Origin of the sequence: Leptonema illini DSM 21528 (genome assembly GCF_000243335.1) — a bacterium.
Classification (GTDB): Bacteria; Spirochaetota; Leptospiria; order Leptospirales; family Leptonemataceae; genus Leptonema; species Leptonema illini.
Genome location: NZ_JH597773.1, coordinates 2,987,281 through 3,009,438, shown reverse-complemented (window position 1 = coordinate 3,009,438; position 22,158 = coordinate 2,987,281). Strand labels below are relative to the sequence as shown.

24 protein-coding genes are annotated in these 22,158 nt (G+C 55.1%); 11 read left to right on the top strand and 13 right to left on the bottom strand.

Going from position 1 to position 22,158, the window contains the following annotated elements:
* From LEPIL_RS13700 to lpxA, 3 genes are all read right to left on the bottom strand, one after another.
* Window positions 1–375, bottom strand: a complete 375-nt coding sequence (locus LEPIL_RS13700; RefSeq protein ID WP_002773246.1) for a hypothetical protein — start codon at window positions 373–375, stop codon at window positions 1–3.
* Between the two features lie 3 nt (window positions 376–378).
* Window positions 379–633 (bottom strand): hypothetical protein, encoded by a 255-nt coding sequence (locus LEPIL_RS13695; RefSeq protein WP_002773245.1) that lies wholly within the window; start codon window positions 631–633, stop codon window positions 379–381.
* Between the two features lie 171 nt (window positions 634–804).
* A complete protein-coding gene (lpxA, locus tag LEPIL_RS13690) occupies window positions 805–1,584 on the bottom strand; it encodes an acyl-ACP--UDP-N-acetylglucosamine O-acyltransferase (protein WP_002773244.1) in 780 nt (259 codons plus the stop codon).
* A 115-nt stretch (window positions 1,585–1,699) separates the two neighbouring features.
* Here lpxA and LEPIL_RS13685 point away from each other — a divergent pair, with 115 nt between their 5' ends.
* The 4 genes from LEPIL_RS13685 to LEPIL_RS13670 all read left to right on the top strand — a co-directional run bounded on the left by LEPIL_RS13685 (window position 1,700) and on the right by LEPIL_RS13670 (window position 5,498).
* On the top strand, window positions 1,700–2,557 hold the full coding sequence (locus LEPIL_RS13685) for a TatD family hydrolase (protein WP_040918848.1): 858 nt from the start codon (window positions 1,700–1,702) through the stop codon (window positions 2,555–2,557).
* Window positions 2,558–2,585: 28 nt separating this feature from the next.
* Window positions 2,586–3,149: an OmpA family protein gene (locus LEPIL_RS13680; protein WP_002773242.1), complete on the top strand. Its 564-nt coding sequence runs from the start codon at window positions 2,586–2,588 to the stop codon at window positions 3,147–3,149.
* Between the two features lie 364 nt (window positions 3,150–3,513).
* Window positions 3,514–4,113, top strand: a complete 600-nt coding sequence (locus tag LEPIL_RS13675; RefSeq protein ID WP_002773241.1) for an SDR family NAD(P)-dependent oxidoreductase — start codon at window positions 3,514–3,516, stop codon at window positions 4,111–4,113.
* Window positions 4,114–4,151: 38 nt separating this feature from the next.
* Complete coding sequence (locus tag LEPIL_RS13670) at window positions 4,152–5,498, top strand: hypothetical protein (protein ID WP_002773240.1); 1,347 nt, start codon at window positions 4,152–4,154, stop codon at window positions 5,496–5,498.
* A gap of 71 nt (window positions 5,499–5,569) precedes the next feature.
* On the opposite strand, the gene LEPIL_RS13665 is transcribed toward LEPIL_RS13670, so the two are convergent.
* The gene (locus LEPIL_RS13665; RefSeq protein ID WP_002773239.1) at window positions 5,570–7,756 is read right to left on the bottom strand and encodes a penicillin acylase family protein; all 2,187 of its coding nucleotides are present in this window, start codon (window positions 7,754–7,756) and stop codon (window positions 5,570–5,572) included.
* 125 nt (window positions 7,757–7,881) lie between these two features.
* On the opposite strand from LEPIL_RS13665, the gene LEPIL_RS13660 reads away from it, so the two are divergent.
* Window positions 7,882–8,355 carry a DUF327 family protein gene (locus LEPIL_RS13660; protein ID WP_002773237.1) on the top strand — a complete coding sequence of 158 codons (474 nt, stop codon included), beginning with the start codon at window positions 7,882–7,884 and terminating at the stop codon, window positions 8,353–8,355.
* A gap of 38 nt (window positions 8,356–8,393) precedes the next feature.
* On the opposite strand, the gene LEPIL_RS13655 is transcribed toward LEPIL_RS13660, so the two are convergent.
* Together LEPIL_RS13655 and LEPIL_RS13650 are read right to left on the bottom strand one after the other, a co-directional pair.
* A complete protein-coding gene (locus LEPIL_RS13655; RefSeq protein WP_002773235.1) occupies window positions 8,394–8,720 on the bottom strand; it encodes a c-type cytochrome in 327 nt (108 codons plus the stop codon).
* The gene (locus LEPIL_RS13650; protein ID WP_002773234.1) at window positions 8,717–9,109 is read right to left on the bottom strand and encodes a DoxX family membrane protein; all 393 of its coding nucleotides are present in this window, start codon (window positions 9,107–9,109) and stop codon (window positions 8,717–8,719) included. The genes LEPIL_RS13655 and LEPIL_RS13650 overlap by 4 nt, the downstream gene beginning before the upstream one ends.
* A gap of 116 nt (window positions 9,110–9,225) precedes the next feature.
* Between LEPIL_RS13650 and LEPIL_RS13645 the strand changes: the two genes are divergently transcribed.
* On the top strand, window positions 9,226–9,699 hold the full coding sequence (locus tag LEPIL_RS13645; RefSeq protein WP_342742372.1) for a CsgG/HfaB family protein: 474 nt from the start codon (window positions 9,226–9,228) through the stop codon (window positions 9,697–9,699).
* A gap of 30 nt (window positions 9,700–9,729) precedes the next feature.
* Window positions 9,730–10,755, top strand: coding sequence for an endonuclease/exonuclease/phosphatase family protein (locus LEPIL_RS13640; protein ID WP_002773230.1), 1,026 nt, complete (start codon window positions 9,730–9,732; stop codon window positions 10,753–10,755).
* Here the strand turns inward: LEPIL_RS13640 and ygiD are convergent.
* A complete protein-coding gene (ygiD, locus tag LEPIL_RS13635; protein WP_002773228.1) occupies window positions 10,752–11,510 on the bottom strand; it encodes a 4,5-DOPA-extradiol-dioxygenase in 759 nt (252 codons plus the stop codon). The two genes, LEPIL_RS13640 and ygiD, sit on opposite strands and share 4 nt — an antisense overlap.
* Here ygiD and LEPIL_RS22235 point away from each other — a divergent pair.
* On the top strand, window positions 11,509–12,231 hold the full coding sequence (locus LEPIL_RS22235; RefSeq protein WP_052608338.1) for an LA_3696 family protein: 723 nt from the start codon (window positions 11,509–11,511) through the stop codon (window positions 12,229–12,231). The genes ygiD and LEPIL_RS22235 overlap by 2 nt on opposite strands.
* Before the next feature lie 100 nt (window positions 12,232–12,331).
* Here the strand turns inward: LEPIL_RS22235 and LEPIL_RS13625 are convergent, their stop codons facing one another.
* The gene (locus LEPIL_RS13625) at window positions 12,332–13,987 is read right to left on the bottom strand and encodes a GMC oxidoreductase (protein WP_002773217.1); all 1,656 of its coding nucleotides are present in this window, start codon (window positions 13,985–13,987) and stop codon (window positions 12,332–12,334) included.
* 184 nt (window positions 13,988–14,171) lie between these two features.
* Between LEPIL_RS13625 and LEPIL_RS13620 the strand changes: the two genes are divergently transcribed.
* Entirely contained in the window at window positions 14,172–14,906 is a 735-nt protein-coding gene (locus LEPIL_RS13620; RefSeq protein ID WP_002773215.1) for a hypothetical protein, read from the top strand.
* A 56-nt stretch (window positions 14,907–14,962) separates the two neighbouring features.
* Here LEPIL_RS13620 and LEPIL_RS13615 read toward each other — a convergent pair whose 3' ends face one another.
* Window positions 14,963–15,727 (bottom strand): CPBP family intramembrane glutamic endopeptidase, encoded by a 765-nt coding sequence (locus tag LEPIL_RS13615; protein WP_157135080.1) that lies wholly within the window; start codon window positions 15,725–15,727, stop codon window positions 14,963–14,965.
* 256 nt (window positions 15,728–15,983) lie between these two features.
* On the opposite strand from LEPIL_RS13615, the gene LEPIL_RS13610 reads away from it, so the two are divergent.
* A complete protein-coding gene (locus tag LEPIL_RS13610) occupies window positions 15,984–16,985 on the top strand; it encodes an aspartate-semialdehyde dehydrogenase (RefSeq protein ID WP_002773206.1) in 1,002 nt (333 codons plus the stop codon).
* 1 nt (window position 16,986) lies between these two features.
* On the opposite strand, the gene LEPIL_RS13605 is transcribed toward LEPIL_RS13610, so the two are convergent.
* Together LEPIL_RS13605 and LEPIL_RS13600 are read right to left on the bottom strand one after the other, a co-directional pair.
* Window positions 16,987–18,150, bottom strand: a complete 1,164-nt coding sequence (locus LEPIL_RS13605) for an ATP-binding protein (protein WP_281492487.1) — start codon at window positions 18,148–18,150, stop codon at window positions 16,987–16,989.
* Window positions 18,146–19,321 carry a 7TM-DISM domain-containing protein gene (locus LEPIL_RS13600; RefSeq protein ID WP_040918840.1) on the bottom strand — a complete coding sequence of 392 codons (1,176 nt, stop codon included), beginning with the start codon at window positions 19,319–19,321 and terminating at the stop codon, window positions 18,146–18,148. The genes LEPIL_RS13605 and LEPIL_RS13600 overlap by 5 nt, the downstream gene beginning before the upstream one ends.
* Before the next feature lie 126 nt (window positions 19,322–19,447).
* Here LEPIL_RS13600 and LEPIL_RS13595 point away from each other — a divergent pair, with 126 nt between their 5' ends.
* Window positions 19,448–20,134, top strand: coding sequence for a fumarylacetoacetate hydrolase family protein (locus tag LEPIL_RS13595; RefSeq protein ID WP_211208647.1), 687 nt, complete (start codon window positions 19,448–19,450; stop codon window positions 20,132–20,134).
* Window positions 20,135–20,168: 34 nt separating this feature from the next.
* Here the strand turns inward: LEPIL_RS13595 and LEPIL_RS13590 are convergent, their stop codons facing one another.
* Entirely contained in the window at window positions 20,169–20,504 is a 336-nt protein-coding gene (locus LEPIL_RS13590; RefSeq protein ID WP_002773201.1) for a DUF779 domain-containing protein, read from the bottom strand.
* Window positions 20,505–20,552: 48 nt separating this feature from the next.
* On the bottom strand, window positions 20,553–22,073 hold the full coding sequence (gene adh, locus LEPIL_RS13585) for an aldehyde dehydrogenase (RefSeq protein ID WP_002773199.1): 1,521 nt from the start codon (window positions 22,071–22,073) through the stop codon (window positions 20,553–20,555).
* Window positions 22,074–22,158: the final 85 nt, after the last annotated feature.

Sequence of the window (22,158 nt, the reverse complement as noted above, 5' to 3'; positions counted from 1 at the left end):
TCAGCGCGGTTTGCCGACGACGTCGCGATAGCGCTGCAAAGAGAGCCGGACGACGATAAAAAAGACGAGAACGGCTACCCAGGCAAGCAGGAAGGCGCTTAAAGCTGGATTCTGTAGAAAGTCATCGAGAAATAAAAAGGCAGAAAAGAAAAGCAGCACAATGACGGCCACAAGCAAAACGACGGCCGTTACAAAGAGAAGGGACGCCGACATGGCCGTCCCGGCCCGGCGATGGTATTCCTCTCCCACAAAGGAGCGAAAGGCCTTGAAATACCCGGCCGGGTCAAGGATGACGGCGGCCAGGTTTTCGAGGATCGGCCTGTACTTCTCCCGGTTACGCTCGTAATGTGTGCGTGCCCGGACCGAGCGACTCATAGATCAACGGCGTCCGCGAAGAAGAAGGCCGGCGATCAGGCCAATGCCAAGACCTGCGGCACCTGCAATCATGGCAGAGCGCTGCGGATTCTCTTTAATATAACGGCCGACAGAATCGATGAATTCATCGGCTCCTTCGCCATACACAGAGAGGCGATCGCGAACATGCTCCCATTCTTCGCCGGCCTTCTGGCGGGCCTGTTGAACCTTCTCTTTCAGTTTACCGGGGCTTTCCTGTTGCATCGTATCTTCAGCCATATCGTTCTCCTGTTAAAAAATGACGGGAATTCGTAGTGGAGCAGTCGCTCCATTGCGCATCCTGTGAGGTTGCCGTAGTTCTTGAGCTTAGCGTCGTTTCCTGACGCTGTCAAGACAAAAGTACGCGCCTTCCCTCGATCGAACAGAAGGCGCCGTTCTCTCTAATGGCGATCAGCCTTCGCGGTTCGTCAGAATACCGCGCTTGCTTCGCTCAATAAACTGAATGATGTTTGTTACCTCTTCGGTAGCAGGCAGCTGCTTCAGTTCTTCAAGGCCTCTCTGAATGTTGAGTCCGCGCAGGAAGAGGGTTTTATAAGCGTTCTTGATGGCTCGTTTCTGCTCTTCTGAAAATCCCGCTCGCTTCAATCCGACGGCATTCAGGCCTGTGATGACAGACGGATTGCCATCGGCCATAGAATAGGGGATGATATCTTTCACGATTTTCGAGCATCCGCCCAGGATGGCGTAATCGCCGATCTGGCAGAACTGATGAACGGCAACAAGCCCTGAGATAAAGGCCTTATTGCCGACGTGAACGTGGCCGGCCAGAACGCATCCCTGCGTGAAGATGTTGTTGTCGCCGACGACGCAGTCATGCCCGAGATGCACGGTTCCCATCAGATAGTTCCCGTTCCCGATTCGGGTGGGACGTTCCGGAAGCGAGCCGCGGTGGATGTTCGTGTTCTCGCGAAACGTGTTGTTATCGCCGATGATCGTAAACGTGCGCACCGAGCGATCGAATCCAAGATCCTGCGGATCTCCGCCGAGATGGGCGCCGGCGCAGACGACGTTTCCTTTACCGAGGCGAACGCCGCTGTGGATGTTTACATGATTACCGATTTCCGTACCTTCGCCGATTTCCACATCGTCGGCAATGATCGTGTAGGCGCCGATTTTCACCCCGTCGGCGATCTTCGCTCCGGGATGAATGATGGCTGTAGGATGATGCATGAGCAGGATTTCTTTCGGGGGGGCAGGCAGGCAAGTCCGATCAGAAGGCATGCACCAAATACATAGCGGCCTTTTTTTCAGATGCGATGCAGTCCGGATTCATTTTTCTGGACAGGTGATTGATACGCATTGCCATCTTGACCTGATCGCCCGCGAGGGACCGTCGGCCGAACAATGCCTGCTTGAAGCGGAGCAGGCCGGACTTGAGGCCGTTGTGCAGATAGCAACCGATCTTGAGTCGAGCCGCTTTAATGAGTCGCTGGCCGCATCGTGGAATGGCAGAGCCGATACAGAGCTACGACTTTACTGGACTGCGGGTTTACATCCTGAGAACGGCGAGCGCCACGATCTATTGCCCGGAATATTTAAAATCGTACGCGAAAACAGGGATCGCGGCGACCTCATGGGAATCGGCGAAACGGGACTCGATTACTTCCATACAAAGCAGTTTGTCGAAGAGCAGAAAGAGGCGCTTCGACAGCATCTCAATCTCGCCGTCGAGTTGAATCTGCCCGTCGTCATCCACACAAGAGACGATCGACAGTATGTGAAAGGAAGCTGTCAGGCCGTGACCGATACTCTTCGTATGGTGCGCGAACGCCCCGGGTTAACAGGGGTTCTGCACTGTTTTACTTACAGTTATGAAGAAGCGATGCCTTTTGTCGAGCTGGGCTGGAAGATCTCTTTCAGCGGAATTCTAACTTTCAAGAATTCGCACACGCTGCACGAGGCGGCCATAAAACTGCCGCTCGAATGCCTGATGGTCGAAACGGATGCCCCTTATCTGGCCCCCGTTCCGCACCGCGGAAAGGGCAATATGCCGGCTTACGTCGCCTCTACCCTGCATTTTCTTGCAAATTTGCGAGCAGAACGGCTTGGCGAGTCCCCGGAGCGGGTGATCGAGAAAATCCGAGAAAATTCGCTTGCGTTCCTGCGATCGAAGGATAATATTATCCCTCGGGCCCCGGCCTGATAGAGACGCCAGAGGGCGTTCTTACTCTATGATCGAGGTAATGACTGATATGACTAAAAAAATGTTCCTTTCCGTTGCAGTTATGATGCTTGGTTTCGGTCTCACAGCCTGCCAGAGCGGTCAGACGACGACCGATTCAACGGACAATTCCGGAGACAGCTCTACAAGCCGCAACTTCGTAATTGACACGATTAACAAGAGCCTTGCTGAAGTGTCCTACTCACCGAACAACCAGGGATGGGAGTACAAAGCCACTGCCGTTCCCGCTGCCGATTTCCAGAAATGGGCCACTTCAAACAAAGCTCTGATCGAGGAAGCCCTTTCCAAGATCGATACCGACTATGTTCTGCAAGTAACAGGTCACACCTGCTCCATCGGTCCGCGTGATCGTCAGGCTGATGGCCGTCTGGGTAACCTTTACTACTCAAAGGCACGTGCTCAGCAGGTTCTGGCCGCTCTGAAAAATGCCGGTATCCCTACCGACAAGATGAGCGTAGCAGGCGTTGCTGACGACGAACCCGCTCGCGGCGTTGATGCAAAAGATCAGCTGAACCGTCGTGTAACGTTCAAAATCGTTCCGAAAGCGAAGTAATTCGTTTTTTCAGCGAAATATGAATGCGTAAAGAAGGCGTCCTCCGGGGCGCTTTTTTTTGCCCTGAGAGTGCTACAGCCGGCAGGAATTCAAGCCGTAGAAGGATAGGTTAGGCAAGCGTTATTCCCATCCAACCTTTCTGTTCGCCAGGCAGACGCCCGAATCCCGCCTGCTCCCCCTGTGCGCGCCGAGATGACGCCTGCATGCATCAATTGTCTTACCCTGACCGTCACACCCGCACCCGCTCGAACCAGGCCTGGTGCTCAACCAGACAGCAAAGCACCACCCGCGTGGTGAGAGTGGGTGCGGGTGTGATTTAACGCTTGCAGAGGCAGTTGCCCGGGTTTCTCTGATTTCATCCCGGATGTCTGAAAAAAGCGATACTCCCGTCTATCTTATCTCTGGCGCCGGCACGGCTGCCGGGCATCTTGTTGTACAGCGACTGCTTGCATACGATGTTCGACTGGTTCTTCTTTCAAGATATGGTGATCTTGAAAAGACGATTCAAAAGACGGCGACTTACAATGCAGAACGGATGCTCTTTTTTCGCATGGATCCTTCGCGGGCCAGCTGGTTGAAGCTCATCGCTCGTTCGGTCGCGGAGCGTTGGGGCCATATCGATGGCATCGTCAGCATTGCGGATTTTGAAGGCGGAGCTTCTATCAAAAAACTGTCCCATCATCAATTGCAGATGCAGTTGCGCAGGAATCTCTTCGCTCCGGCGGCGCTTGTGCATGCGATGCTGCCCGTCTTCACACCTCAGCCCCTGATCGTTCTTGCGCCGTCTGCGGATCACGCCTCTCCGGGATCGGCCATATCAACGGAGGGCCTGCGCGGATTTGCCCGCTCTCTTGAGAGTGAAATGCCGTCGGCCCGGGTTCGCTTTCTCGAACCCTGCGACGCTGCGCAGATGGCCGACGGGATCATGGATCTCATAGCGTCCAGACTGAACGCAGGTTTGTAAAAAGCTCTCTTGTAAGTCTCTCTGAAAGGAAAATAAGTATGAAACTGCATCTGCAACGATCGATCGCAAGAAGGGCCTTCTCGGCTCTTTTCACCGCCCTGATTTCAGCCAGTCCGATCGTCGGTATAGCGTTAGCCATGCTTACGCCCTCAGCAGCCCGTTTGCATGCGGCGCCGCGAAGCCAGTCGGCCGACGATGTCTTTAAGAAGTGGAAGGCCTGGCAGTATGTATATGGAGACCAGCGAATGGATCAGGTCGTCTTTGCCGATCAGCCGCTAAAGATCCTTGCAGATGAATTTCCTCCCGAGATGCGGTCGCGCGCAGGCTTCCTCGGTTTGAAGGCCGAGGATTTTGCCGTCTCGGCTGCCGACCAGAAGCGACGCAGCGACGCCGAGCTTCGCTTCAAGGCGGCCATGAAAGTGATCGTTCAGGAACTCAGCGACGATATGCCGGCCTTTGTTGCAAGGCTTGAAAAAAGCGGCTTCAGCTCGCAGGAGATCAACACCGCCGAAAAAGACGGTGGAGCCTCGAAGCTGGGAGCCCTCTATCGTAAGGCTCTGATCGTTCCTCTTGACGTGGCCGGACAGGATAGCGAAGACCGGCTGTTTGGAATGGCGAACCGTATGTTCGAATACGCATTCGGATCGAAGCATGGCGCCCGGTTCCAGCAATTCCTGAATAGTCCCGAGAAATATCCCGTCGCGCGCCTCTTCTACGCCAACATCTGGTACAGGCTTTCGGGCAACGGATGGCGCATCTGGCATAAGGATGTGTTATCCGCCCTGCGCGAAGAATCGAAGCGCGGGCGTGAGGTCGTGTATATTGCAGGCGGTACGGATTTCTATCATCTGATCAAGGCCGGCGTTTACCGAATACGTATTATTGATCCGATCTTTCCGTCGCAGACGAAATACTACTCCGAGGGATGGCAGTATCTCATCGATTGTTCGGCCGGCGATGAGATACGCTTTGCCGAAGAAAAGCTGACGCTTCGCCGCGGAGCCTGCAAGAAACTCGGCAGCTTCACAACCGATGAGCTGTCCGATGGCGAGAAGCATACGATTCCGGGCGTGATCGTCGAATGGAAGATTATCGATGATAAAGGTAAGGCAATCGGCTCGGTTATTTACGAACGACGCTTCGCCACGCAGAAGGATTTTTCAGTGAAGAAAGACCAGGTGCTTCTTATCTCTTTTAACGAGCTTGCTTACGTAACCGATGCAGGTCCTGCGGGCTGGGGGATGGACGCAGAGAAGTGGCCTTCTGATATCAAGCTTTATGTGAAGCAGCTGCGCCGATCGATCGGAAAAACGGAATGCGTCAATATGAAGAAGGCGGCAAAGGCTCCGTTTTCGTTCATCAGGCTCGGGACTTCGATCGATTGAACTCCGGCCACAGAAGCTTCAACCCATTGAAGTTTCGAGCCGCTGAAAGCTCAGGCTTCTGAAGCCTGAGATCATCCATCTTCCTGCCGGCCTGGCGCCGCATAACGATAGTAGCGCCCTGTTAGCCAGTCATCAAGGCCTTTTGTATAGAGATCCGAGAAGCGGCGGTCTGAGGGGCCGCCTGGATTATTGATAAAGGCCTCATCCGTTCCCATGTCGGTAATAAATCGGATGCTCGGCGCAAAGGACGCCTGTCGGCCCATCAGACGAAAGACCTGCGCCTGCGGAATCGTCGCCCGGCTGCCAGGGAGCGGCAAAGGACCGGCATCGAATCCAAGGAAGCGCGGAAGCTTTCCGCCGAAGAACAGGTTTTCGATATAAAACGAGTGGCGCTGGCCGTAACGGGCCTCGGGCATGCTGAGCGCCCGTTCGATGGCGATACGCATGATCTCTTCGCGTTCCCTGTCGCCGAACCACCGCGAGCGTCGCTTCAGAAGCACCCTGTCGAAGAATCCGTGCAGCATGGCAAAGAGCGAGCTCTGTTCGATGACGGCCTGCATCTGCTTCGTGCCGAGAACGGTTCCGAACACCTCGAATAGAAGCTCGCGATAGACGGCCTCGAAAAGCGTGGCGCCGATACTGTCCGCTTCGTAACACAGATTCCATTCAGCGAGTAGCTTTCCCTTTCGCGTATCGGGAAGCAGAGGGCGCAGGATATGCATGAACTTCTCGGCCTGTAGAGAAAGCCGATCGTACTGCAGTTCCTTCATCTCATCGACCGTCCAGTGTTTGCTCTGCTTGAGCGCTCTCGTTATACGATCCGCCCTGTAAGAGGGCATGGGCAGCGTGAAGACGTCCGCCTTTGCAAGATGACCGAGATCGTTGTTCGCGGTAACGATGTATCCCTCCGGAGGGTTATACGACTGCGGCATATGCTCGGGAGCGACCATGCCCGTCCAGGGGCGCTTTTTATTCCACATGACGAAAGGCAATAGACCCGAGACGCCACGCTGCCGCTTCGGAACGACTCCGCTCATCTGGTAGCCGATGTTGCCCTCGCGGTCGGCGCACACCCAGTGGAAGGCCGCGAACGGCATGGCGGCGAAGGTCTTCTGCGCGGTCTTCACATCCTTTACCGAGTAGAGCTTCAGGAAGGATTCGACGGTCTCGGCCGAGACATCTTTGCGTCCCGTCCAGGCGTAACAGAGATAATGACCGTCTTCAACGACTTCGCCTTCGATCAGACCGGCGTCGGTTTCGTAGAAGCGCAGCTTCTGCGCCTCTTTGCCCTTCGGCTTGAGTAGATCTTCGCGCGGCTTCAGCGGCAGCCAGCGGTTGCCGCGACGATACCGTCCCTGCCGGATTTCTTCGATGGAATAATCGATCGTATCGGCCGTTCCATAGGTGACCGTCCATGAGAGATCGGCCGTGCGTCCGAAAACGGGAAGAGGGGCGCCTGCCATCGTAGCGCCGATGAAATAGCCGTCGTCGAATTGCATGTTCACCGGATACCAGACAGACGGCAGAGAAAGCGAAAGATGCGGATCGCCGCATACGATGGCCTGCTCGGCTTCGGTGCGCGAAGGGCCGACGACCCAGTTATTGCTCGCGCTGACGGCAAAGAGCGAGCTCAGCCTGGATAACCCACCCGGCGCTTCGAAAGAGCGAAGCGAGCGCAGCGTCTGAAGATAGTCGGGCGTCACCTTATCTTTCAACGCCGGGAATAGTTCGCGAAGCAGGTCGACCGGAATCCCCTCGCGAAGCAGGTGAATGATGAATTTCTCGGAATCGCCCTGCGTCTGGGTCAATCCGAGAAATCCGATCATCTTGATCAGTGCGAGGATGTCGCGCGGCTCCCATGCCGGACGCGGATGACGCACCAGTCGCATCTCAAACGGAGTACCGGCATGGCGAATGCCGGCATTTACGCCGCTACAGTAGGCCTCAAGCAGCGCCTTCGTTTTCGCGCCGAGCCTTTCGTATTCTTTGCCCGCATCGCCGTAGAAGTCGATCCAGCGCAGAAGGCGATCAAGGGCGATGAGGTCGGGCTCGGCGGCCAGCCATTCTGAGGCACGGCCCATGCAAACGGTTTTCAGCATCCACATCTGCATCTGACGATCGACGGCGTGTATAAACCCGAGACCGAACAGAGCATCGGCCTTTGCTCCGGCGCGGATCAGCGGAAAGCCGTCCTCCTGTCGTTCGATGGATATCTGCCCGTAGCGACCGTTCAGAGAAAAGGTAGAGGAGGATTGCATTGAGGTTTCAGCACAATCCTCTGGAAAGAGGCTGTCAATAAGGTTCTGCAAAAACCGCGTGATTCTCAATACAGGGCATGCCGAGAACTGCTTGACCTGTTTCGGATTCTGCCGATACGGAGAGTATGCAGATCCGGACGACAACTGATAGAGACGTAAGATTACGTCGCGATCGCAAACTGCGCCCGGACGGCAGTGCGGTCTCAGCGGCTGCCGTCGAGAGCGAGGTCTCGGGATTTCAGGAGATCCTGAACACGGTTCTACCTGCCCACGAAGAAGAGACCCGCGATCTGCACAAGCTCTGGTCGTCGCTGCCGGGGGCGGAACGCCTGCTCATTGAAAATCCGTCTCCTGAGAATCTGAGCAGCTATCGCGAGCTTGTGAAAGGCATCGCACGCGAAATCCTCAATAGCAACATGAAGGTCGCGAAACTGAAAAGGCGGGTTCGCGGCAACGACGTTGAGCTGAACGTCCTGCAGATCATCGACGACCGGCTCCATCGCATGATGATGGCCCTGCAATCGAAGTCCAACACAGGCTTTCAGATCCTGCGCAACCTCGACGAGATTCGAGGCCTGCTCATGGATCTTCGCAGCTAACTCGTTTCTGAACCGCTTCCGGCCGACTGCACAGCCGGTTATCTCTCCGCTGATTCCTGGCCGGCCAGAAACTGCGCCACGCGCATCCGCTCCTCATCAGACCATCGTTTTGCGATTTCCAGTGCTGGTTGCATCGCCGCAAACCGCGCCGGATCGACCCGCGGCCGCCTTTCGCCGCGAAGAAAGGCGGCCAGTTCCTCGGCATCGCCGCTATAGGCCTCCTGAATCTCCTGGATCGAAGGGCCTGATCCCGACGGCGTGTTCAGATGGCAGGCCTGACAGCCGGCCGATCGGAACTCCGACAGGCCGACTGCACAGGACGCAAGAAGCAGGCATGCGGCCAGCAATCCGCTTTTTATGCTCACGCCTCTCTCCGCATCTGAAAGATGGGGGCAAAGCGATTCCAGTGTTGTGTTGCCAGCGTAATGCCCGCCGTTAACAGAAAAACGCTCATGCCATAAGCCATCGGATTCTGCGCAAGAAGCACGAGATACAGCACGATGTTCGTCACGATCGGCGCAAGCAGAAGCAGTGCCAGAGGGATGAGCCGATTTGCCAGCAGCAGAGCGCCGGCTGTGATTTCGATGACTCCGATGAGTGACCAGAGATAGCCGGTGGCGACGAGAGCGCCGATGAACATGGACGCCTCTGGCGGAACCGGAGGCGTCGGGATAAAGGGAATGAACTTCGACCAACCGAAGGCGAAGAAGACCGCTCCGAGCATAAGCCGGAAGGTGGTGAACAGGTATTTCATAGGATGCTCCTCCAAGACGGATAATTGATAGATAAGTAAATTTAATTGTCTGGACAAGTAAAAAAATGAGATAACCTCCTCTTTTTGTTCTTAACAGACCTTCAAGAGCGAATGCATTGAAAACAATTGACAGCACGAATCAAGGGGTTCAGCGTCCTTCTTTTCAAACTCGCCAGGCTGAGAAAGTACAAAGAACACAGGGGCGTCTGCACGAACTTGAGAGTGATATGATAAATATTATGAATCGCCACCTGCTTTCCAGAGGGTTCAATCCGCTTGATCGCAGTGCTGTCGTTTTATTGCTCAAAGAGCATTCTTTGATGAATACCGGTTTGTATGATAACTCAAAGAGCCTACAGATTGGTCGGCTTGCAACAGCCGATGCCGTTCTTGTCGGGTCGCTCCGGGTTAATGTTCAGGGCGCCGATATGCCATCCTACGAAATCGTCTTTTATGGTAAGATGCTTGCAGTGGAATCCGGGAAGATTCTTGCGCTTGGAGAATCCCATACGACAACGACTGAGTTCACAAGAGATGCAATCAGGTCCGTTATCAGCGCATGGTTTGATGAGCTGGATGAGCTTAATTGAACCTCGCTTTGTCCGACGGTAGCAGGCGCCGTGGGACTGCTTCGTTTACTCTGCAAGCTACAGATAGTAATCGCTTCCGGGTATCTGATCGGGCGAACTCTATTGCCTGAGAATCAATGGCTGCTCTTTCTCTCAAATATTCAGGCCTACCTTTTATTGCCCTCCGTAATCTCAGCACTTATTCTGCTGGGGCGTAAGACAGGGCTTTATTTCCCGCTTGCCCTTTTTGCATTTGCTCACGCGCCGTTTTCGCTGCTATCCGCACCGGAGTACTGCCTGTCCGGGAAGGGTGGAGAACTCGTTCTTCGAACCTACACGGCGAATCTGGCCGGTTCCGTCGACAGAGGTCGCGATTTTGCCCGCCTTGCTGCCGAGCTTGAGCTGGATGTCATGGTCTTTCAAGAGACCTCACCGTTATTCCTGAAAACCGAAGGTGCCGCTCTGCAAAGAGAGTTGCCCTTTGCATTTTATCTACAGTCAGAGGAAGGTTACTGGACTCAGGCGATCTTCAGCCGCTATCCTCTGGCTGAACTGCAAACCTATGACCCGGGGCCAGGTTTTTCTGCGCCCGATGCGCGGGTCATTCTGTCGGCACAGGTCGACATCAGGCATCGTAAATGGACCATCCTTGTCGCTCACGCCGGAATCCCCTTTGTTCGAAACCAGGATTGCCGCGGATTGCATTGCCTTATTGGGTTATACGATCAGCGCTCCCGCGATTTGCATCTGCGATTTATGAAGGATCTTATCCGTCTCGATAGAGACGTTGTCCTTCTTGGCGATATGAACCTGAGCGACCAGAATCCGGCTTACAGCGCCTTTGTCGACGGATTGATCGATGCAGGAAGATGCCCGCCGTTTCAGAGAACCTGGCCGGCCGACCACACCTTCCCTGTCCCCTTCATTCGGATTGATTATACGCTTCTTCGTACGGAAAGCCCGATCGTCGTGCAAGCGCGAACCATTCCAGTTTCTGGTTCAGATCATCTTGCGGTTTTAGTTGAAGTTGCAGCCAGTGAATCAGTTTCTGAACAACTCCCGCAGAGTGTGCGTTAACCTATCTTCACTCCCGTCATCGAAATGGCGCCGAAGAGAATGGCGTCGTTGAAGAATTCCATAGCCTCGCCTACTTTCGATGCGCCCAGTACGTAGAGCAAAGGCCAGAAGTGATCGGGTGTTGGGATGGCCTGTTTGAAATCGCCGCCCAGCTTCTCGCAGTCGATCACAGATCTATGGTCTTCGGCTTTGATCCATTGCTTCACCTGCTCGTTTACGCTCTCGGCCCAGTCGAAACCCTGTCGGCGTCCCCAGTCCATGCGGCCGAGGTTATGCACGATATCGCCGCTTCCGAGAATCAGGACGCCTTCTTCGCGAAGGGGCTGCAGTCTGCGCCCGAGATCGTAATGCTCTTGAGCCGAGAGCTGTATATCAAGGCTGAGCTGGATGACGGGAATGTTCGCCTCTGGATACATGTGAACGAGCACGCTCCAGGTTCCATGATCGAGCCCCCATTCCTGATCGAGAGCCGTTGATCCGACGAGATCGGCCACGCGCCTGGCTAACTCAGGGCTGCCTGGAGCCTGGTATTGAACCGAGAAGAGCTCTTCGGGGAAGCCGTAGAAATCGTGGATGGTCGCAGGTTGCGTCATGGCTGTAACGGCCGTGCCGCGACGCAGCCAGTGTGCAGATACGGCGAGAATGGCGCGAGGGCGCTCGATGGTGGCACCAAGGCGCTTCCATTCTCTTGAAAAATCGTTTTCAGAAAGGGCGTTCATCGGGCTTCCATGGCCGACAAAAAGAGCTGGCATCATGGAACAAAGAAAGGGGGAAACGGCATCGTCGAAGAACCTTTTTCTGGCCGATCCTGGCCTCTCGTTCGCTGAAAAAAAATCGCGCACGATCGACCGAATTGCCACCAGGAATAACATGAACCCTGAAAATCTTCCCGCTGAATTGCGACGCCTGCTCGGAGAGCAGGGAACGTCAAAATTCGTTGACTATCTGGGCTCGGTACTGCTTACTCTCAAAGAAGAGGTGCTTGCCGTGTCACATTCCCGTTCCGAACATCGCCTCTCTGAAGAGACTGCCCTCATACGCGTCGAGATGGCCGGAATGCGGGCCGACATGGCCGAGATGCGCACAGAGCTGAAAACGGAGATGGCGGGCCTGCGTTCTGAATTCTATGAGATGCGTTCTGAGCTGAAAGCCGATATGGCGAATCTTCGCACAGAGCTAAAGACGGAAATGGCCGAGCTACGTGCCGACATGGAGACCGGGATAGCCGAGCTACGTGCAGACATGGAGAGCGGGATAGCCGAGCTTCGTGCCGACATGGTGACCGGCCACAGTCGCCTGCAGGCGGATTTGAAGGGTGGCCTGTCGGAGCTTCGAGCCGAAATGAAGGCCGATTTCGCCGTCGTGCATCGTGAGATCAGCAGTTTGACGCGGTGGATTCTCTCGGCGATCGTCGCTTTCGCTGTCGTGTATCCGGCTGTAACGGCTTTGATCGAGCGTTTTCTTATAAAGCCCTGATAATCCCTGATGGCTCCGCCTGGTGTCGGGTTAGTCAGCAGGCTTCATAGATAGAGAAATCGGGAAGGCCACCGCGGCCTTCCACTCCGTGTCACTTTTTTCAGGCCTGTTTGCTTAAAGCCCCTTCCAGCAACGTCGTCACATTCCAGGTTTTCTCGAAACCAAAATGATGCATCTGCGATTTCGGAGGAACAAGCGACATCGCACGCTCGGATAACGCCGTAATCGTCAGGCTCGGATTGACGCCAAGATTCGCCGGCACCATCGAGCCGTCGCAGACGATGAAGTTCTCGTAACCGAAAAGGCGATTCTGCAAATCGATGACGCCTTCTTCGGGCGTTTCACCGATGACGGCACCGCCGAGAATATGCGCCGTCGTCGGAATATCGAGCAGCACCTCGTTGATGGAGCTGCGTGCATAGCCCTTCATGCGGCGAGCGAGGGCTCGTGCGAATTCGTTTGCAATCGGAATATACGACGGAAGATGGCCGCCTTTTTCCATTTTCGTCGTGAGAATCTTCGACCAGGGCCAGAAGAAGGTCCTTTTATTCTGGATGCTGATGTAGTTATCCACGCTCTGCATGACGAGCAGGATGATCGAGCGTTTCGCGAATCCGACGGGCCAGGTGAGACGCAGACCCCGGATCGGATGAAGCAGCATGGCGAATAAAAATCGGATCTGACGCGGAATCCAGCCTCCGCCGTCCACCATGACCGGAGCGGCCAGGCCGTTCATGGCGTCAGATCCTTCTGGATAACGCACGGGCTCGATATGCGTGTCGGGATCGGGAAAGACGCTCGATGTGATGGCGATGCCGTGGCTGTAATCGACGTTCGAGCTGCGTGCGGTGACGCCTATAATCGATTCGGAGTTCGTCCGCACCACATGACCGAGGCGATCGGAGATGCGCGGCATGCGTCCTTTCTGCTTCATCGACCATAGCAGCTTCATCGTTCCAAGCACGCCGGCCGAGAGCACGATGCCCTTCGTTTGAAACGTGCGCTTCGGAGCGGAGCCTGTCGACGACTTCGTGTAAATTGTATAACCCTGAGAACCATCTTCATTCTGTGGAACGATGTCGACGACCTTCGTTTCGGGAATGATCTCGACGCCGAGCCGTTCGGCGAAGAAGAGGTAGTTCTTGTCGAGCGTGTTCTTTGAATTGTTGCGACATCCGACCATGCAGCCGCCGCAGTAGTTGCAGCCGACGCGCTCGGGGCCTTCGCCGCCAAAATAGGGATCGGGATGCGTCGTGTCGGGAGTGCCGAAATACACGCCGGCCGGCGTCGATTTAAAGGTATCGCCGAAGCCCATCTCAACGGCCGTGTCACGCAGCATCTCGTCGGCCTTGAAGATACGGGGAGTCTGCTCGACGCCGAGCATCTTCTTTGCCAGTTCGTAAAACGGCAGAAGCACTTTATCTCCCCCCATCTTTTTTACGATAGGATTATCGAAAAAGGCCGGCAGGGGAACGTAAAGCGTGTTGGCATAGACGAGGCTGCCTCCGCCGACGCCCGCCCCGGAAAGGATCAAAACGTTTTTCAAGAGATTGATGCGCTGGATGCCGTACATGGCCAGGCCCGGAATCCAGAGGAATTTTTTCAGGCTCCAGTTCGTGCGCGGAAATTCTTCGCTGCGATACCGTTTGCCGGCTTCCAGAACGGCGACAGAATAGCCTTTCTGAGCCAGTCGAAGGGCCGATACGCTTCCGCCGAAGCCTGAGCCGATGACAATGTAGTCGTATGTTTTTTGCATGAATCGAAAACTCCCGGAGAGATCTGTTTTTTCTGACCCTGAAGCGACTTCTGGGTTGCTTCAATTCTGAACAGAGATTCAGCCAGAGCAAGAAAAAAAGTTTGCGGGGCGGCTCCGTTGAAAAAAATGAAATTGAAAAGCCACATGTGAGCGGAAGAATCCGCTTCCTGAGCTCAGGACTCCTATGAAATACCTTCAGCCGCTGCGTAGCCGCATCTCCCGCCTGATCGACCGGTTTGAGGCCGAACCGCAGTTCCGTCTCTATCTGCTTGCGTGGGCCGTTTTTCTGATCTTCATTTCGGGCAGCGTGCTGACCTCGTCGAATCCGTTTCGCCTGCTTGTTCCAGGCCTGAGCTATTCCTTTCCCGCTCTTGATTCTCGCGAAGATATTCCGTATTTCACGCTCTCCCGGCATGATCACAGCATCTTGCAGCTGCACGAGCAGATGGAAAAGACGGGCGATCTCGAACAGGATGCACGACATCTTGCCTACGTTGTGCGTTCTCCCTTCCCTCTTGTGCAGGGCAAGTCCCGCCCCTCCGCTCCGGGCTATTTCTTTCCGTCACTTGATCTTGCCGTCAGTCGCTTCTGGATGCGCGAAGGGGATCTCTATATCGACGTCGACTCGGCGTATTTGAATAAGGTGCTGCATCGGCATCGTCGGTCAGTAGGCGGAGAAAGCGAGGAGAACGTCATCCGCATTGCGCGCATGTATCAGATATGCCTGACGCTCACGCTTTTCGAGAATTTCAGTGAAGCAAAGCGCATCGTTTTCTTGAAAGACGGGCAGCGTCTGGAGTCGGGTTATATGACCGAGGCCGTCGATACGGAGTCCGTGCAGAAGCCGAAGGCGAATCTAAAAGACGCGAAAACGGCCCTGCCCGAGCCCTTTGATTTCACGAAGATATACGTACGATAACGTATGTCGCATCGACATACGGTTTGCTATTGCTACGACTGAAGCAGGCGCCGGCTCTATCGCATGATCCAGAGCGAGGCGATATTGGCCGCGCTGTGAACGGCGATGGGCCAGAGCAGATTGCCGCTCAGGATGCGAAGCAGCGATAACGTAGCCGCTGCCATCAGATAATAAACAAACTGCCATCCATCGACGGGCAGGTGAAGCACCGCAAAGAGAACGGCCGATCCCAGATGGCCGGCGAAATGCGGCGACCGCCCGACCGAGCCCGGCAGGAGCTCGCGAAAAAATATCTCTTCAAGCAGCGGAGCAAGAAGTGCGCCGAGGCTCAAAATGCTCAGTTCAAAAAACGGAAGTCGGGCAATCGGGATGTCAGAGGAGGTATTGATCAAGAAGAGCAGCCAGAGAAGCGCAACAAAGGCCGGCGGAGCGTAAAGGAAGCCCGACGGCGAGAAGAGGCCGACGCGACGGTAGGCCGGAAGCAGATAGAGCATGAGCGGTGAGATGCATCCGATCAGAAGCGGTCCGAAAAGCGAAAGCAGATAAAGAAAAGGTTGTTCGGGGCGCAGGGCGGCATGTGCGACGAAAAGGGCGGCCGCCAGAACGAACAGGCCGGCACTGAGCGCGGCCGGCCAGGAGTGCTCACGTTCGTTCGCGAGAACCCTTCGTACCGTATGCAGCGCCTTTGCCTTATCGCGCGAAGAGGCCGCTTTATAGGCCCTGCCGCCTTCTGCCAGTTCGAGCAGCTCGTCGGACGATAGCCGCGTCGCAATCGTTCGCCGTTCAGCGCCAAGCAGAAGCCAGAGCAACCCGGCCTTCATCGGGCCCGCGCCGGTTTTTCGGGAAACCTTCGGGGAGTCGTGCGTCATTCCTGTTCGCGTGCTCCCGTTTGCTGTACGAGGCGGTGTGTTCTCGGGAACTGCGGCCATACTTCATACAGAAAAAGCGCTTTGCCCTGTAGCCGGAAGCAGAAAATCGGAGCCAGAGCTTCAGAAGTCGCCCCTCAAAAAACAACACGGACGTTGGTTTTTTGAGTAAACTTGTTGTGACATTCTATTTCGGAAGCAGGAGTCTCCCATGTCGAAGAATTATGCCGTCGTTGGGGCGACCGGCGCCGTTGGCGTCGAGATCCTCAAGGTTCTTGAAAACCGTAACGTTGATGTCGGTCAGCTGAAGCTGCTTGCTTCACCGCGCTCGGCCGGTAAGACGATGACGTTTCGCGGCAAAGAATATACGGTTGAGGCTCTTTCAGAGGATTCCTTTCATGACGTTCAGGTGGCGCTTTTCAGCGCCGGCGGGTCGATTAGCAAGCAGTACGGTCCCGTGGCCGTATCGTCGGGTTGTGTGGTCGTGGATAACTCAAGCGCCTTTCGTATGGATCCCGAGGTGCCGCTTGTCGTGCCCGAGATCAACCCCGAGGCCGTAAAACTGCATAAAGGCATCATCGCCAATCCGAACTGCTCGACGATCATTCTGCTGATGGCCGTTTATCCGATCTACAAGTTATACGGCGTGAAAAAGATCATCGTATCGACCTATCAGGCCGCTTCGGGCGCAGGCGCCGCCGCGATGCAGGAGCTTGAAGATCAGGCGAAGGCGCATCTGGCCGGAACCGAGGTTCCGACGAATATTCTGCCGCATCAGCTGGCCTTCAACGTCTTCAGCCATAACTCTTCGATGGACCCCGAGTCGGGGTATAACCAGGAAGAGGTGAAAATGGTCAAGGAAACGCATAAGATCCTCGGTGATGCGAATATCGCCATCGCTCCCACCTGCGTGCGTGTGAGTACGTTTCGTGCTCACGCCGAGTCCATTCATCTTGAGCTTCGCGAGAAGGGCGATGTTGAAAAGATGCGCGAGGCGCTCGCAGCCTTCCCCGGAGTAAAGGTGCTGGATAACCGTCAGGCCAATCGCTTTCCCATGCCGCTTGAGGTTTCGGGCAAAGACGACGTCTATGTCGGCCGCGTTCGTATGGACTATGACGATCAGAGCGGAACAAACGTACAGCTATTCGTCGTCGGTGACCAGCTTCTGAAAGGCGCCGCCCTGAACGCCGTGCAGATCGCCGAGCTGCTTTGATCTAAAAAGGACGAACGACATCGACATGACGCTGGATGGCGTCGAGCAGGTCAGTCTTACGAACGGGTTTGGTGAGGATCTCATCAAATCCCGTCTGACGCAGACGGTCCTGATCGGCATCCATGGCATGAGCGGTGAGCGCCAGTACAGGGGTATGATGTCGGCCGCTGGCGCTTTCGAATTCACGAATGCGAACATAGGCCTCATAGCCGTCCATGACCGGCATGCGGATATCCATTAAAATAAGATCAAAGGCTGTGGACGAATAGGTCGTTACAGCCTGTTCGCCGTCTTCGGCGAAGATAAGCTCACGTACATGCTTTCTTAAGTATCTGTCGAAAAGGAAACGGTTTTCGGGCTGATCCTCTGCCAGAAGGATTCGAGCGTTTATGAAACGTTCAGCAGCCGGCGCCGTGACCGGCTTTTCCTGCACCGTTCGAAAGGGCAGAGTCAGCGTAAACTGCGAACCCGATCCGATGCGGCTCTCGAACGTCAGCGTTCCGCCAAGCAGCTTCGTCAGCGAACGAGCGATGGATAACCCCAGACCCGTACCCCCGTAGCGTGCCGCCGTACGCGAGCTGGCGGGCGAAAACGGCGAGAAAATGTAAGCATGATCCTCTTCGGGTATTCCGATGCCTGTGTCGATAACCGAAAAACGAATACCCACCTTGCCGTCTCGCTCCTCCGCTTTGCTGACGATCAGCTGTACCGACCCCTGTGACGTGAACTTCACGGCATTCGAGAGCAGGTTACCCAGAATCTGTGAAGCGCTTGTGGCGTCGCCGATCAACCGATCGGGCACGTCATCGATCTGTGTTTGAAAGGAAAGACCCACCGACTTCATACGCAGAGCGAACGGAGCGCAGAGGTGATCGAGCCACTCGCGAAGTAGAAAGTCCTGCTGGTTAACGTTAACCTGTCCGAGTTCGAGCCTGGAAGTCTGAAGAACGTCGTCGAGTATCTGTAACAGCGAGACGCCGGCCTGATGCATGGCCCCTAACAGCTGGCGCTGATCTTCTTTCAGATCGGGCTGTTCTCTGAGTAATTCGTTCGTGCCAAGGATAACGTTCATCGGAGTGCGTATCTCATGCGAGATATTGGCAAGGAATTGCGTCTTCGCCCGGTTCGCCTCTTCGGCGCTTTTCTGCGCTCGCGTTCGTTCAATTACCTCTTCCCGGAGCTCTGCGGTGCGCAGCCTGACCTCGGATTCCAGTTTGTCGTGCGCCTCCTGGACCTCGCTGCGAAGCCCGTCGAAGCAGTATCTGAAGAAGGAAAGAGGCGTCTACGGCAAAATCAACGTAGGGGGGAATGGATGACATGCCCACGGTAAGAAGAAAGGTCGTAATGATGCTGACGGGAAACGTTAGAACGGATAACCCAAAATACAGCGCCGGTCCGTAGCCCATCCGGGCGGCCGTAAAGCCGAGAAGAATCAGATAAACGGAATAGGGCAGGGCCATGAGATACGTAAGCTGATTCGCAAGATACGGCGTGAATGGAACGGCCACGAGCAGCGCGGCGGTTATGATGACCGAAAGCTGAGTGAGGTACCGCATCGCCGGACCGAATATGAGCGGCCTCAAGAAGTGGTTCGTCCAGAGCAGCAGGATAATCGTCGCTCCGAGAGAGAAGAAAAGAGCAAGAGGCAGTTGCAGATGCCCGTTATCGGGCTTGAGAAGCGGCGTCAGCACACCGTGATACGTGAGTCGATGGAGCGAAACGAAAAGCAGATACGGCAAAAAATACAGCGATGAACGATCGCCCGTCCGGCGCCAGAGCAGAAAATAATAAACAAGCAGCGTCAGAGTCGCCCCGCCAACGAAGGCCGGTACGATGCCGCTCAGTCGCTCCGTATTGGTCCATTCCGATTCGGGAATGATCTCAAGCGGAAGCCTGTACGGCGTTCGCGAATCGACGCGGATCAGAAGCGACCGCCCGCCGTCTGTGTCGAGCTCAAACGATGGAAAGACGGCCCGTGAACGGCTGCGCACGCCTTCATGTATAACGGCGCCGGTCGCCGGATCGAGGAAATCCACATTCTCGAGGTTGGAGTTGCGAAAGCGGATGCGGTATTTTCCGTTCTGGCTGTCGGAGAGGGTTAGTCTGATATAAAGGCGACCGCTGTAAAACCCCTGATGCAGCTCGCTGTTTGAATCGACGGCCTGCCAGAGCAGGGTGTGCGATGGAAAGTCGGGATCCGTCACGGGATTTGATCCGCTGAGATGATGGAATTCGATGGTGCGATGGTCGTCGAGCAGCAGCTCAAGGCGCGCCGGCTCCGCCTTGCAGGCCAGCAAGGAGAGAAGCATTGGAACGATGAGGATCTGAGCGCGCATATACCGACCGGATATAGGACGAAATCGACGTTAAATAGCCGAATAATGTCCGGAATTTTTCTGAAAAAGTTTCATAGGAGGCGGAATTCCTGAACCGATGCCTGGCAGTCAGAGGGCTGCTTGATTGTGATTCTCAATTTTCTTTATTATCTCAGCAACAAAAATCCGCATGACTCGAGCCCGGTGCATGAGAAAGCGAGCCATGGCTTTCGCTCAATGGGAATATGGGGGATCAACTTTCGTCCACAGAAACTGGTCTGTGTTGGTCGGAACTACGCCGCCCACGCACAGGAACTCGGGAACTCCGTGCCCGATGAGCCGGTCCTATTTATCAAGCCCGGAAGCGCCCTTTCAAACAGGCTTCTCGCAACCGACCGTATCGGAATCCGTTTTGAGGGCGAGATTGCTCTTTTGATCCGGGGAGTCCGCCCTGTCGCCGTTGCCCTGGATCTGACGCTGCAAGATCTTCAGAATTCGTTGAAAGAGAAGGGCCTTCCCTGGGAAAGATCTAAGGCCTTCAGAGAATCGGCTCTTCTCGGTCCTTTTGTGGCGTTACCCGATGGGATGGAGCATCTTTCACTTGAGCTTTTCATCAATGAAGAGCTGAGGCAGAAGGGCGGTGTGACCGATATGCTGTTTCCGCCCGATCGGCTGATCAAAGAGATCGACCGGGAGTTCGGGCTTGAAGACAACGATGTGATTCTGACGGGCACTCCGGCTGGAGCTGCGGGTTTTAAGGCAGGCGATCGCTTTGATGGGCGTATTCTCTATAAAGGTGGAGTCATTGCTTCGGCCTCGTGGGTGGCGGAGTAGAGGGCCAGGTTGGAATAATGCACGATGTGCCGGATTATTCGAGCAACCGACTCCTGATATGGAATCGCACCCCTTCCGAGGCCTCAAGAGAGAATCCGCCTTTTCCCGGCACGATATCGACGGTCAGGAAGGTATGCTGCCAGTATTCGAACTGCCCGGCACTCATATAAAACGGCGTCTCTTCGATAGTACCGAGCAGAACGTCGTGTTCCGAGATAAGAAATTCGTCCGCTCTGTAGCACATCGGTGCCGAGCCGTCACAGCATCCTCCTGATTGATGAAAGATGAGATTGCCGTGCAGGGAGTGCAGCTTCCGAATGACGGCTGCCGCCTCGGGTGTAACATCAACGCGTTGTTTAGCCTCTGCCATGCTATCCTCCTGAAAAAAAGGGCGCCGGAGCGCCCGTACAAAAGGGGATCAAAAAAAGCCCAGTGCTTTCGGGCTGTAACTGACGAGCAGATTTTTCACCTGCTGGTAATGAGAGAGCATCATATGATGCGTTTCCCGGCCGATGCCTGATTGCTTGTACCCTCCGAACGCCGCATGGGCCGGATAGGCATGGTAGCAATTCGTCCAGACGCGGCCGGCCTGGATTCCGCGTCCCATGCGATAGGCCGTATTCATGTCGCGAGTCCAGACTCCGGAACCCAGACCGTACAGCGTATCGTTTGCAATGCTCAGCGCATCGTCCATATCCTTGAACGTCGTAACGGAAACGACAGGACCGAAAATCTCTTCCTGAAAGATGCGCATGCGATTGTTTCCTTTAAAGACCGTCGGCTTGATGTAATATCCTTCGCGCAGATCTTCTGAGAGCTTCGCCCTTTCGCCGCCGATAAGGCATTCGGCTCCTTCCTGTCTTCCGATATCGATGTAAGATAGAATCTTCTCTACCTGTTCGCTCGAACACTGTGCTCCGATCATCGTAGTCGTATCGAGCGGGTTACCCTGCGTTATCTTAGCGACGCGGTCGACGGCATGATGCATGAACTCTTCATAGATCGATTCATGGATCAGGGCTCGCGACGGGCACGTACAGACCTCTCCCTGGTTCAGGGCAAACATTGCGAAGCCTTCAAGCGCTTTGTCGAAGAAGTCGTCCTTCGATTCCATGATGTCGGCGAAGAAGATGTTCGGCGACTTACCACCCAGTTCCAGCGTGACCGGAATGATGTTAGCCGAGGCATACTGCATGATCAGACGACCGGTCGTCGTTTCTCCGGTGAAGGCGACTTTTGCGATGCGGTTGCTGGAGGCCAGCGGCTTGCCGGCCTCCAGGCCGTAACCGTTAACGATATTCAATACGCCCGGTGGAAGTAAATCGGCGACGAGCTCCATCCACACAAGAATGCTTGCCGGCGTCTGCTCGGCCGGCTTCAAGACAACGCAATTGCCCGCCGCAAGAGCCGGAGCCATTTTCCAGGCGGCCATCAGCAACGGAAAATTCCACGGAATAATCTGACCGACGACGCCCAGCGGCTCTTTGAAATGATAGGCGACCGTATCGTTATCCAGTACAGATAACGTTCCTTCCTGCGCCCTGATGGCGCCGGCAAAGTAACGGAAGTGATCGATGGCCAGCGGAAGGTCGGCGGCCAGCGTTTCTCTGATCGGCTTTCCGTTATCCCACGTTTCGGCCACTGCCAGCAGCTCCAGGTTCGCTTCCATGCGATCGGCGATTTTCAAAAGAATGTTGGAGCGCTCGGCAACGGACGCCTTGCCCCAGGCATCGGCCGCTTGATGAGCGGCGTCAAGGGCCATGTCGACGTCTTCGTGCGTCGATCGGGGAACCTCGCAGAAAGGTTGTCCGGTCACGGGACTGATATTCTCGAAGTAGGCTCCCTTGATCGGCTTCTTCCATTCTCCTCCGATGAAGTTGTCATAGCGGCTTTTGAAGCGTATCTTTGCGTTCGCTTCGTTCGGTCTTGCATAGATCATATTCACTCTCCCTGATGGTTTCAGTGGTCGAGAGAATGCAATGGACGTGCCCGCAAGATCTGTTTCAATTTGTTTCATCGCAGTG